This window comes from Clostridium sp. Marseille-P299, assembly GCF_900078195.1.
Taxonomy (GTDB): Bacteria; Bacillota; Clostridia; order Lachnospirales; family Lachnospiraceae; genus Lachnoclostridium.
On record NZ_FJVE01000005.1, the window covers coordinates 460,001 to 472,393 of the forward strand.

At 34.0% G+C, this 12,393-nt stretch carries 7 protein-coding genes, 7 tRNA genes and 1 rRNA gene (1 of these 15 running past the window's edge); 13 read left to right on the top strand and 2 right to left on the bottom strand.

What is annotated here, in order from left to right; all coding sequences use genetic code 11:
* The 13 genes from BN4220_RS03855 to BN4220_RS03915 form a co-directional block, all read left to right on the top strand.
* Positions 1-656: ribosomal RNA gene (locus BN4220_RS03855) — 23S ribosomal RNA — on the top strand; it begins 2,242 nt to the left of the window's first position.
* Between the two features lie 130 nt (positions 657-786).
* A tRNA-Asp gene (locus BN4220_RS03860) sits at positions 787-860 on the top strand.
* 38 nt (positions 861-898) lie between these two features.
* A tRNA-Val gene (locus BN4220_RS03865) sits at positions 899-971 on the top strand.
* A 59-nt stretch (positions 972-1,030) separates the two neighbouring features.
* A tRNA-Thr gene (locus BN4220_RS03870) sits at positions 1,031-1,103 on the top strand.
* 9 nt (positions 1,104-1,112) lie between these two features.
* Positions 1,113-1,194, top strand: a tRNA-Tyr gene (locus BN4220_RS03875).
* 50 nt (positions 1,195-1,244) lie between these two features.
* Positions 1,245-1,318, top strand: a tRNA-Met gene (locus BN4220_RS03880).
* Between the two features lie 29 nt (positions 1,319-1,347).
* Positions 1,348-1,420, top strand: a tRNA-Phe gene (locus BN4220_RS03885).
* Between the two features lie 57 nt (positions 1,421-1,477).
* A tRNA-Lys gene (locus BN4220_RS03890) sits at positions 1,478-1,550 on the top strand.
* A gap of 265 nt (positions 1,551-1,815) precedes the next feature.
* Positions 1,816-2,526, top strand: coding sequence for an NAD-dependent protein deacylase (locus BN4220_RS03895; protein ID WP_066713862.1), 711 nt, complete (start codon positions 1,816-1,818; stop codon positions 2,524-2,526).
* A 283-nt stretch (positions 2,527-2,809) separates the two neighbouring features.
* On the top strand, positions 2,810-3,463 hold the full coding sequence (fsa, locus tag BN4220_RS03900) for a fructose-6-phosphate aldolase (protein WP_066713866.1): 654 nt from the start codon (positions 2,810-2,812) through the stop codon (positions 3,461-3,463).
* Between the two features lie 268 nt (positions 3,464-3,731).
* Entirely contained in the window at positions 3,732-5,714 is a 1,983-nt protein-coding gene (gene tkt, locus BN4220_RS03905) for a transketolase (RefSeq protein ID WP_066713868.1), read from the top strand.
* Between the two features lie 291 nt (positions 5,715-6,005).
* Entirely contained in the window at positions 6,006-6,692 is a 687-nt protein-coding gene (locus BN4220_RS03910) for a response regulator transcription factor (RefSeq protein ID WP_066713871.1), read from the top strand.
* Entirely contained in the window at positions 6,682-8,115 is a 1,434-nt protein-coding gene (locus BN4220_RS03915; protein ID WP_066713874.1) for a HAMP domain-containing sensor histidine kinase, read from the top strand. Before BN4220_RS03910 ends, BN4220_RS03915 begins: the two co-directional genes overlap by 11 nt.
* Before the next feature lie 275 nt (positions 8,116-8,390).
* Here BN4220_RS03915 and BN4220_RS03920 read toward each other — a convergent pair whose 3' ends face one another.
* Both BN4220_RS03920 and BN4220_RS03925 read right to left on the bottom strand, forming a co-directional pair.
* Positions 8,391-10,169: an ABC transporter ATP-binding protein gene (locus BN4220_RS03920; protein ID WP_066713878.1), complete on the bottom strand. Its 1,779-nt coding sequence runs from the start codon at positions 10,167-10,169 to the stop codon at positions 8,391-8,393.
* A gap of 20 nt (positions 10,170-10,189) precedes the next feature.
* Positions 10,190-11,944: an ABC transporter ATP-binding protein gene (locus BN4220_RS03925; protein ID WP_066713880.1), complete on the bottom strand. Its 1,755-nt coding sequence runs from the start codon at positions 11,942-11,944 to the stop codon at positions 10,190-10,192.
* Positions 11,945-12,393: the final 449 nt, after the last annotated feature.

The window sequence follows — 12,393 nt, forward strand, 5'->3', positions numbered from 1 at the left end:
TTGACTGGGGCGGTCGCCTCCGAAAGGGTATCGGAGGCGCTCAAAGGTTCTCTCAGAATGGTTGGAAACCATTCGTAGAGTGCAAAGGCATAAGAGAGCTTGACTGTGACACCGACGGGTGGAGCAGGTACGAAAGTAGGACTTAGTGATCCGGTGGTATAAAGTGGGATTGCCATCGCTCAACGGATAAAAGCTACCCTGGGGATAACAGGCTTATCACTCCCAAGAGTTCACATCGACGGAGTGGTTTGGCACCTCGATGTCGGCTCATCGCATCCTGGGGCTGTAGTAGGTCCCAAGGGTTGGGCTGTTCGCCCATTAAAGCGGTACGCGAGCTGGGTTCAGAACGTCGTGAGACAGTTCGGTCCCTATCCGGCGTAGGCGTAGGATATTTGAGAGGAGCTGTCCTTAGTACGAGAGGACCGGGATGGACTGACCTCTGGTGTATCGGTTGTTCTACCAAGAGCATGGCCGAGTAGCCAAGTCGGGACGGGATAAACGCTGAAGGCATCTAAGCGTGAAGCCCCCCTCAAGATAAGATATCCCATAGCAAAAGCTAGTAAGACCCCTAAAAGACGATTAGGTAGATAGGTTAGAGGTGGAAGCACGGTAACGTGTGCAGCTGACTAATACTAATAGGTCGAGGGCTTAACCTTAAAAAGTTTGTTTTGGAAATGGTTGTTATTCAATGTTAGTTGAATAATGATTTGATTGGTAAGTTTCACTTGCTAATCAAGTTATTATGTGGTATAATACTTCTTGCTTAGTAAAGCAACAGTAAAAGATGGCCCAGTGGCTCAGTTGGTTAGAGCGCCGCCCTGTCACGGCGGAGGTCGTGGGTTCGAGTCCCATCTGGGTCGTTTACTTCAAAAATGAAGTAAGAATTAAATATTTCTATGGGATCTTAGCTCAGCTGGGAGAGCATCTGCCTTACAAGCAGAGGGTCATAGGTTCGAGTCCTATAGGTCCCATTGGATATCCTTTATTGCCTAACAGCTTTTTAGAAGCCGGCACACTTAAAATAAAATATGCCGACGTGGCTCAATTGGCAGAGCAGCTGACTTGTAATCAGCAGGTTATCGGTTCGAGTCCGATCGTCGGCTTAGTTATATGGATGGGTTCCCGAGTGGCCAAAGGGGGCAGACTGTAAATCTGTTAGCGACGCTTTCGAAGGTTCGAATCCTTCTCCATCCACTGGTTGTTCTGAGTTTACAGTGGGAATAACTAACTAAATAATAATATATCGCGGGGTGGAGCAGTCTGGAAGCTCGTCGGGCTCATAACCCGAAGGTCATAGGTTCAAATCCTATCCCCGCAACTCTTAACAAAATATTTGTTAAAAATCATGCCCAGATAGCTCAGTCGGTAGAGCAGAGGACTGAAAATCCTCGTGTCACTGGTTCGATTCCGGTTCTGGGCATTCATTCTGCGAAAAGTCAACTACTTCTGTAGAATGGATGAAAACTAAAATAGTTGTGGGACATTAGCTCAGTCGGTAGAGCACTTGACTTTTAATCAAGGTGTCCCGGGTTCGAATCCCGGATGTCTCATCATAAAACGGGATAGAAGATAATGCTTAAATTAAAGTAAGATTTTCTATGAATATAAAAACCACAGGATAAATAATATCCTGTGGTTTTTTGTTTATCTGAATGCTATATCTTATTGTTGTTAAACCTTTAAGTTAAATTCATAATGATTTCCATAAAACTATGGTATAATAGCGATAGATATTGTAATTATGTTCGATGTAATGAGTGAATATCATCAATATGGAGTATTCATACCATTAGAGCATATAAAGGAGATGATTTAATGAGCGTAGAAAAACTAAAGCAAATCATAGACAAGAGTAATAACATAGTATTCTTTGGCGGAGCGGGTGTATCTACAGAGAGTGGGATACCAGATTTTCGTAGTGTAGATGGTCTATATAATCAAAGGTATCAGTATCCTCCAGAAAAGATACTAAGCCACTCATTTTTTTTAGACCATACAAAAGAATTCTATCGATTTTATAAAGAAAAAATGATATGTCTAGATGCAAAACCTAATATTACACATAAAATATTAGCACGATTGGAGCAAGAAACTAAGTTAAAGGCTATTATAACACAAAATATAGATGGACTTCATCAGATGGGTGGAAGTAAGGAAGTTATTGAACTTCACGGATCTATTTATCGTAATTATTGTATGAGCTGTCATAAATCATATAGTGTTTATGATATTTTAAATGCAGAGGATATACCTAGATGTACTTGTGGAGGAATAATAAAACCTGATGTCGTGTTATATGAAGAGGGATTAGATGAGGGTGTATTAGAGGCAGCAATAGAGTATATATCAAATGCAGATGTTTTAATTATTGGCGGAACATCTCTATCCGTGTATCCTGCGGCTGGGCTGATACGTTATTTTAGGGGAAGTAATTTAGTATTAATAAATAAGTCAACTACTGACTTTGATAGAAATGCAGACTTATTGATACAAGAATCCTTGGGAGAGGTTTTTAATAGAATATAGTCTAAATTTGTATAATAGTTACTTCTTATAAGTAAACGTATTTTTAGGTTAAAAGAATAAAAAATATATGGAAAGATATAAAAATACTATTGTATTCAGCTACTTAGCGTGTTAATATGTCAATGTTGAGTTAAATTTTAGTAGTACAAATAGCGCTATTACTAATTTTAAATTAACAGAAAAGATGTTTAGAACTGAACTAATTATAATAGTAATTGAGATTTGATATTAAAATGAAATGGAAATTCAAAGCAATTAAATTTGAATAATTAGGAGGCTAACAATGAAATTTTTTGTTGATACAGCAAATGTAGAAGATATTAAAAAAGCAAATAGTATGGGTGTTATTTGTGGTGTTACTACGAATCCATCTTTAATTGCAAAAGAAGGTAGAGATTTTAAAGAGGTTATTAAGGAAATCGCTTCTATTGTTGATGGACCTATTAGTGGTGAAGTTAAAGCAACAACTGAAGATGCAGAAAGCATGATCAAAGAAGGTAGAGAAATAGCAGCAATTCATCCAAATATGGTTGTTAAAATTCCAATGACTATAGAAGGATTAAAAGCTACTAAAGTTTTATCCAGTGAAGGGATTAAAACAAATGTAACATTAATTTTTTCAGCAAATCAGGCATTACTTGCTGCAAGAGCTGGTGCTACTTATGTATCTCCTTTCCTTGGACGTTTAGATGATATTTCAACGCCTGGAATTGATTTGATTCGTACTATTGCTGAAATATTTGATATCTATGGTATTGAAACAGAAATAATAGCAGCTAGTGTTCGTAATCCAATTCATATTACTGATTGTGCTTTGGCAGGAGCAGATATTGCAACCGTTCCATATAGTGTAATTGAACAATGTACAAAACATCCATTAACAGATCAGGGAATTGAAAAATTCAAGGCTGATTATAAAGCTGTTTTTGGAGAATAATTATTGGAGGATTTGATTCCTTTCATATATTATGTTTAGTTAAGTGTTCAAGCTGCAATAGTAGCTTTTATGTGAATGAAAATTGCTAAAGTATCTTTTATAGAAGTTCACTATAATGAATTGAAAATTGTTACCTTGTGCGAATGATTGGATAGAATTTATAGGGACTTTTATAAAAGAAGACTTAGCAATTATAATTAATTGTTGATTTCAAAGTAATTGCAGATGTATCGCAAGTACTTTGTATTATATTTTAGGAGGAAATTTCATGAACAACATTGATACAATGTCAGTCAATGCTATCCGAGTTTTAGCAGCAGATGCTGTACAAAAAGCAAAGTCTGGACATCCTGGTCTTCCACTTGGTTGTGCTGCAATTGCTTATGAATTATGGTCAAAGGAAATGAAACATAATCCAGCAAACCCAGATTGGGCAAACCGTGATCGTTTCATTTTATCTGGTGGACATGGTTCTACATTATTGTATTCATTACTCCACTTATTTGGTTATGGGTTAACTAAAGAAGATTTGGCACAATTTAGACAGTGGGATTCTTTAACACCAGGACACCCTGAATATAGACATACCAAGGGCGTAGAAGCTACTACAGGACCTTTAGGTGCTGGTATGGCAATGGCTGTAGGTATGGCAATGGCAGAAGAGCATTTAGCGGCTAAATTCAACAAAGGAAACTATCCAGTCGTTGACCATTATACCTATGTACTTGGTGGCGATGGTTGTATGATGGAGGGGATTTCCTCTGAAGCAATGTCACTAGCAGGAACACTAGGATTAAATAAACTGATTGTATTTTATGATTCAAACAAGATTTCCATTGAGGGAGATACAGATATTGCATTTACTGAGGATGTTAAGAAACGTTTTGAAGCATTCCACTTCCAAACACTTGTAGTAGAGGATGGAAACAATCTTGAGGAAATTGGTAATGCAATCAAAGCTGCGAAAGCAGATAAAGATCATCCATCATTAATTATTGTAAAAACACAAATTGGTTATGGCTGCCCTGCAAAACAAGGTAAAGCTAGTGCTCATGGTGAGCCTCTTGGACAGGAAAATGTAGATGCATTAAAAGATAACCTTGGATGGCCTTCTAAAGAGCCATTCTATGTTCCAGATGAAGTATATGCAAACTACAAAGCAATCGCTGATGAAAAAGCAAAAGATGAAGAAGCATGGAATGCAATGTTTGCAGAGTACTGTGCTAAGTATCCTGAAATGAAGGAAGCTTGGGAGAAAGAGTTTGACTTAGATATTGCTAAGGATTTAATTGATAATGAAGATTTTTGGAAGTATGAGGACAAACCAGAGGCTACTAGAAATTTATCTGGTATGGTAATCAACCGTTTGAAAGATTATGTTCCTAACTTAATTGGTGGAGCAGCAGATCTTTCTCCTTCTACAAAAACTTATATGAAAGATGAAGGAGATTTTTCAAAAGAAAATCGTCTTGGAAGAAACATTCATTTCGGTGTTCGTGAGTTAGCAATGGCAGCAATTGGTAACGGTATGACATTACATGGTATGCGCGCATATGTATCCACTTTCTTTGTATTTAGTGATTATGTGAAGCCTATGGCTCGTTTATCCTCTTTAATGAGAATACCAACAACATATGTGTTAACTCATGATAGTATCGGTGTTGGTGAAGATGGTCCAACACATGAGCCAATTGAACAGCTTGCTATGTTAAGAGCTATGCCAAATTTCCATGTATTCCGTCCAGCGGATGCAACAGAAACAATTGCAGCTTGGTATAGTGCAGCAACTTCAAAAGAAACTCCTACAGCTCTTGTATTAACAAGACAGAACTTACCACAATTAGCAAACTCCTCAAAAGAGGCATTAAAAGGTGCTTACATTTTAGAAGATTCTAAGAAAGAAACACCAGATGCTATTATTATTGCAACAGGATCTGAAGTATCTCTTGCAGTAGAAGCGAAGGAAGTTCTTGCTAAAGATGGTATTGATGTACGTGTTGTTAGTATGCCATGTATGGATGTATTTGAAGAACAATCTGCAGAGTATAAGGAATCTGTATTACCAAAGAATGTACGTGCTAGAGTTGCAGTAGAAGCCCTAATTGACTATGGTTGGGGTAAATATGTTGGTCTTGATGGAGCAACAGTAACTATGACTAGTTTTGGTGCATCAGCTCCTGCAGCTACATTATTTGAGAAATTCGGATTTACAACTGAGAATGTTGTAAAAGCTGTTAAATCTGTATTGTAATTATTTTTATAGGTTTTATTAATAAATTATATTGATTAAAAAAAGCATGTGAAAATACTAATTTTGTTTTAGGCCCTCACTTAAAAAGTGGACTTAATCAAAAAGCGTTTTTCACATGCTTTTTTCTATATTGTTTCTAATAAAAATCTAATCTATCTAACTTGCAATCTTTTAGTAGAATTATTAAAATAGGGATATATGGTAAAATGTTTCAAGTGAAAAGTAAATAAATTAAACTAGTATGGAATCTATAGAGTTTTCTATATGAGAAAGGTATGAGGAGTTATAAGGATGGCTAAAATTTTAGTAGTAGAAGATGAAGCAAAGATTGCCAGATTTGTTGAATTAGAGTTAAAGTATGAAGGATATGAAGTTGAAATTGCAAATGATGGGAGAACTGGATTAGAAAAAGCATTGCATGCCAATGTGGATTTAGTTTTACTTGATATCATGCTTCCAGAATTGAGTGGTATTGAAGTTTGTAGAAGAATAAGAATGGAGTCACAGATACCTATTATCATGTTAACAGCAAAAGATGATGTTACAGATAAAGTAGCAGGACTTGATATGGGAGCAGATGACTATATGACAAAACCTTTTGCCATTGAAGAGTTGTTAGCGCGAATCCGTGTAGCATTAAATCGCCAAAGTAAGGTTATGTCTGAAGGAAAACAAGATATTTTAGTCCATGGTGATTTGAAATTAAACTTGTTAAGTCATAGTGCCTTTTATGGAAATGAAGAACTAACATTAACCAAAAAAGAATATGAGTTACTTGAATACCTAATGAAAAATAAGAACATTGCACTTACTAGAGAGCAGTTATTAAATAATGTTTGGGATTATGAGTACTTTGGAGATACCAATGTCGTTGATGTTTACATCAGGTATTTGAGACAAAAAATTGATGATAAATTTGGTATTCGTTTAATTAATACCGTGCGAGGAGTGGGGTATATTATAAAAGATGAAAAATAAAATACTAAGTGGCATAAGAACTATTTTATTAAAAACCTTTGTGCCACTTAAAAAAAAGAAAGATGATTTTTTTGGTAACATTCGTTTATCCATAACCAATCGCATTGCCCTTAATTATTTTAAATTAATGTTGATTAATGGTGTTTTATTTTTCTTTATATTTCAGATTTTATATATAAGTAATGAAAAGTCATCTTATACGGATTTGGCTGAGGAAATAGTAATTAATTTAGAAGCAAATACGGAGCAGATTGAAGGAAATATTAATCCATTTGCTGACCGAGGAGTCAGTTTTATATTATATGAAACAGATACAAAGAATGAAGTATATAACGATGTTACCTACCAAATGAATAGTTATGTGGGAATTTTAAAATCCATTCACTATAACAAAGAAAGTGAAGATTATAAGCTCGTGCTTGAAGAGCAAATGCCGGTACTTCACAATGGTCGTGATTACACAGCAGTATTTTTTTATAATATGACATCTAGCTATAATGATATGTGGCGTTTGTTTATGAACTTAGGATTGATTTATTTAATATTAACCTTTTTTATTATTAAAGAAGCTAAGAAGAATAATGTTAAAATGCTAGAACCAATTCATGCAATGTCAGCAACGGTAAATCGATTAACAGTAAACAATCTTCATAGTGAACGCTTAAATGTGGAAGGTATGAAAAATGAGTTAAAAGATTTGGCAGTTGTGTTTAATGATATGTTAGATCGTTTGGAAACTTCATATGATAGCCAGAAACAATTTGTTTCGGATGCTTCTCATGAACTTCGAACACCAATTGCTGTAATTCAAGGGTATGCGAATATGTTAAATCGATGGGGTTCCAAAGATGAGGAAATTCTTGAAGAATCCATTGAAGCAATCCAAAATGAAGCAAAGGCAATGCAAGATTTAGTAGAAAAGTTATTATTCCTCTCAAGACATGATAAAAAGACGTTAAAATTAGAGAAGAAGCATTTTAATATGCGACCAGTGGTTGAAGAGATGGTAAAAGAAACGAAATTGGTAGCAGTAAATCGTATTGTAGAATGTCCTTATTTAGAAGATGTTGACATATATGGTGATAAACAATCCTTAAAGCAAGCTATGCGTGTATTTATTGATAACGCAATTAAATACACGAAGGATGGAGAGAAGATAATAATTTCTTGTCAAAATGTTAGAGGCAACTGCGTAATTACCATTGAGGATACTGGAATAGGAATGACGAGAAAGGATATCGATAATATATTTCAGCGATTTTATCGTTCGGATCATGTTAGAGATCGAAAAATTGAAGGGCATGGGCTTGGGCTTTCAATTGCAAAGTTAATTATTATGGCTCATACCGGTAAAATAAAGATTCGTTCTCAATATACCAAAGGTACAAGTTTTACCATAACAATACCTAGAATTAGATATTAAAAAGAAGTCGAGAATAGCCAATTAGCACATGAGAATGATAACAGCTATATTCGACTTCTTTTTTTAAAACTTATAGTAATAAAAGCATAAATGCTATTACTAAAATTTAAATGCATTTCATACATTATTTGTTATTTGTATGGAATAACGCCAAATGAAAGCAAATCAATATGGCTACTTATTGCTTTTCGATAAAGAATCATTAATTCGGCCCCTTTATATAGCTTTAAAATGATATATTTCGAATGTTATTAAAATAAAAATCACTTAATACTTTACGCAATATTTTTAAATTGTGCCATATAAAGATCGTAGTAAGCGCCTTTTTTCTCAAGCAATTCTTTTGCATTACCTTCTTCTAAGATACCACCTTGGTCGATATAAAAGATCCTATCAGCCTTTTGGATCGTAGATAATCTATGTGCAATAACAAAAGAGGTACGACCCTTTAATAATGCTTCAATTCCTTCTTGAACGAGTAATTCCGTATGAGTATCAATACTAGAAGTTGCTTCATCCAAAATTAGAATTCTTGGCTTTGATACCATAGTTCTAGCAAATGCAAGTAACTGCTTTTGCCCGATGGATAAACCGGCTCCACGTTCTTTTAGTTCTGTATCATATCCTTTTTCCATTTTCATAATAAAATCATGTGCATTTACTGCTTTCGCAGCCTCAATGATTTCCTCATCGGTTGCATCAAGTTTTCCATATCGGATATTTTCTTTAATGGTGCCTGAGAATAAAAAGTTATCTTGAGTCATAATTCCCATTTGCTCTCTAAGGCTTTCAATGGAAACCTTTTTTACATCGTAGCCATCAATTTGAATTGAGCCTTTTTGTATATCGTAGAAACGACTTATTAAATTAACGATAGTAGTTTTTCCAGCACCTGTTGGACCAACTAATGCAATTGTTTCACCAGGCTTTACATGAAAGTTTACATTTTCTAATACAGGAGTATCTTCATCATAGGAAAAAGATACTTGTTTGAATTTGACATCTCCTTTTACCGTTGGTAAGGAGATAACATCACTTGCTTCTGTAATTTCTGGTTTGGCATCTAAGATTTCAAAAATTCTTTCTGCACCTGCAATATTGGTTATTAATTGATTATAAAAGTTACTTAAATTAAGGAGTGGATTCCAAAACATTGAAATATAAGTAGCAAAAGCCAGTAAAGTACCAACTGGCACGGCATCACTACCGATGAGTTTTACACCAACATAATAAAGGGATAAGGTTCCAAGTCCCCAACAAAAATCAACGATCGGTCCAAAGGCATCTGCAAATGTGACTGCATCCATAAAGGAGTCACGATGTTCTTTTAACAACTCATCAAAGGTTTCTTCGGTTTCATTCTCAGCTCTAAAGCTTTGAATTATTCTCATACCAGATACATCTTCATGGATAAAAGCATTTAAATTGGAGCTTTTCTTACGATGTATTTGCCATCTTTTATGAGCTCTTGTTTGGACGAACCAAACACCAATAATCATTAAAGGTAAGCTAATCATGGCTGCAAACGCTAATCTATAGTTTTTAATAAACATTATAACAACTACAGCGCAAATAGTTATAAAAGATGGTATTAATGTAGTAACACTGTTGGAAAGAACGTCTTTTAAACTATTAACGTCGCCTATAATACGAGCAAGAATTTTACCCGTTGGTCTAGAGTCAAAGAAATTAAAACTTAGACTTTGTATATGGGTATATAACTCTTGGCGAATTGTTAAGAGGACATCATTGGACATCTTAGCCATGATATACATTCTTAACTTAATTAATAGAACAAGAATAATGTTTAATATTACACCGATGATTCCTAAGGTGAATAATCCTTTATAGTCTTTATTTTTAATATATACATCAATTGCACGTTCTACTATTAATGGATTAACAAGAGTAATAGCGACAGTTATTATCATAATGAATATAACAAAAGCAATTTTCTTTTTATACGTAAGTAAGTATTGAAATAACCGTATTAAGGTTAGTTTCTTACTAGTTTTGATTACATTTTCATCTTCTTTTACAGAATTGAAAGACATTGTCTCACTTCCTTTTCTTATTATAGTGAAGAAAATACAAAATCATTCTCACCGTTTTCAGTTAGGTACTCACCATATTGAGCCATGTATGTTTGATAATACAATCCCTTTTTATTTAATAGTTCGTAGTGGGTACCTCGTTCTGCAATTCTACCATTATCTAAAAATATAATTTCATTTGCATTTCGAACGGCGGAAATACGATGGGCAATAATTATTTTAGTAGTATTTTTAAAGGTATTTAGAGTCTCTTGTATTTGATACTCAGTTTCCATATCAAGGGCTGATGTGGAATCGTCTAAGACTAAAATTGGCGCTTTTTTTGCAAAAGCACGTGCAATACTAATACGTTGCTTTTGACCACCAGAAAGACCTACACCTCGTTCACCAATGATTGTTTCATATTGTTCATCCATTTTTTCAATAAAGTCTTTTGCCTGGGCATCTGCTAAGGCATTTTGAATGGTATCATTTTTAATATAATCACGCTTTCCTAACTTTACATTCTCATTAATTGTATCGGAAAATAGGAATACATCTTGCATAACAAGGGATATATTCTTTCTAAGATTATCTAAAGATAAATCTCTAATATCAACACCATCTAGAGTGATACTTCCACTGGTTACATCATAAAAACGTTGTAGTAAATTAATAATTGAGCTTTTACCAGTACCTGTGGATCCCATAATTCCAAGAGTTTGCCCTTCCTTTAATTGAAATGAAATATCTTTTAGTATTTCTTTATTATCAAGTGTTAGACAGACATGATTAAAACGAATATTTCCCTTTACATTATCAAGCTTAACAGGGTTTTCTTTTTCAATAATACTTGTTTTCTCTTCATATATTTTCTTGATTTTTTTACGTGATGCAATTGCGGAAGCAAAGTCATTTGTAAGCCAGCCTAACATTTCCATTGGCCAAACAATATTCGTACTATACTCTGCAAATGCGCCTAATGTACCCAGTGTTATTTCACCTTCAATTACTAGATAACCACCATATACAATTACGATAATAGGCAGCAGCTTCGTAATCATTTGAAATAATGGATAATATTTAATTAATGCTTTGGATTGGCGCATATTAAGTTCATAATAGCGATTGTTGTGAGATAAGAATTTTTTGATTTCAAATTTCTCTCTGGCAAAAGCTTTTACTGTACGAACACCTGCTAAATTTTCTTGTGCTACCGTGTTTAAAACAGCATTTTCTTCACTAATCTCTTCATAAACTTTATCCAACTTCTTTTCCATTACGATGGCAAGTAATGCAACCATAGGCATAGCAATAACAGGAATTAAGAATAATTTAAAGCTTAAATGGTACATACAATAAAGCACTATACTTGTATGGATAATAACTTCAATGATTAACATACCAACGTATCCAAGAGAGTTCCAGATTTTATCTACATCATCTTTTACTCTTGACATTATTTCTCCAGTGTTGGTTTTGTCAAAAAAGTTTACAGAAAGTCCTTGAATGTGCTTAAAAAGATGTTTACGTAAATTTAAGGCTATTTTAGAACTTACTGAGTCAAAGGTATATTCTTTTAGATACCCAAAAACACAGCGGCCTAAGCCAATAATAAAAATAGTGAATAATAGTTTATTTAATATATTGATATTTCCTTTACCGATTACGTCATCGATGATTCTTTTTGTTATTTGTGGAGTTAGCATATCTAGACTAACTTGTAATATCATGCAAATGATAGCAAATAAGTACAAATACCAATATTTTGCAATATATTTTGATATTTTAAACATATTAAAGTAATCCTCCTATATAGATCATAATTCTAAGAGTTTGGTTTATAGTTACATTTGATGTTTTTATATTTTGTGAAATGGATTGGAATACAAGATAAATCTCAAGTTATGGTGGATTTCTAGATAGTGCTGATCTATTAAGGAATCTGTGTTGCACACGACATTAGGGCCTTACTTATGTAAAATCACAGGTTAAGACATAAGAAGAGTATAGAATTAAAAACAAAAAAATGCCGTGGCAAGACACCACGGCATGATAATTTAGAACATATGTATAGACATATGAAATTAACGATGCATACTTGAGGTAATCTCGCAAGAATTATTCCAATTAAAATTAAATTTCATTCCACTAAACATAATTAAATTTTTCATTGCTTTTACCTCTCTTTCTTTGATTTTCTGTTTGAATTATATTCCATTAAGAAAAATTTGTCAATAGAAAA

Bases quoted from the DNA above. Each gene is read 5' to 3' on its own strand.
- fsa (WP_066713866.1), top strand. From the start codon at position 2,810: ATGAAATTTTTTGTTGATACAGCAAATGTAGAAGATATTAAAAAAGCA.
- BN4220_RS03915 (WP_066713874.1), top strand. From the start codon at position 6,682: ATGAAAAATAAAATACTAAGTGGCATAAGAACTATTTTATTAAAAACC.
- BN4220_RS03925 (WP_066713880.1), bottom strand. From the start codon at position 11,944: ATGTTTAAAATATCAAAATATATTGCAAAATATTGGTATTTGTACTTA.
- BN4220_RS03910 (WP_066713871.1), top strand. From the start codon at position 6,006: ATGGCTAAAATTTTAGTAGTAGAAGATGAAGCAAAGATTGCCAGATTT.
- BN4220_RS03920 (WP_066713878.1), bottom strand. From the start codon at position 10,169: ATGTCTTTCAATTCTGTAAAAGAAGATGAAAATGTAATCAAAACTAGT.
- BN4220_RS03895 (WP_066713862.1), top strand. From the start codon at position 1,816: ATGAGCGTAGAAAAACTAAAGCAAATCATAGACAAGAGTAATAACATA.
- tkt (WP_066713868.1), top strand. From the start codon at position 3,732: ATGAACAACATTGATACAATGTCAGTCAATGCTATCCGAGTTTTAGCA.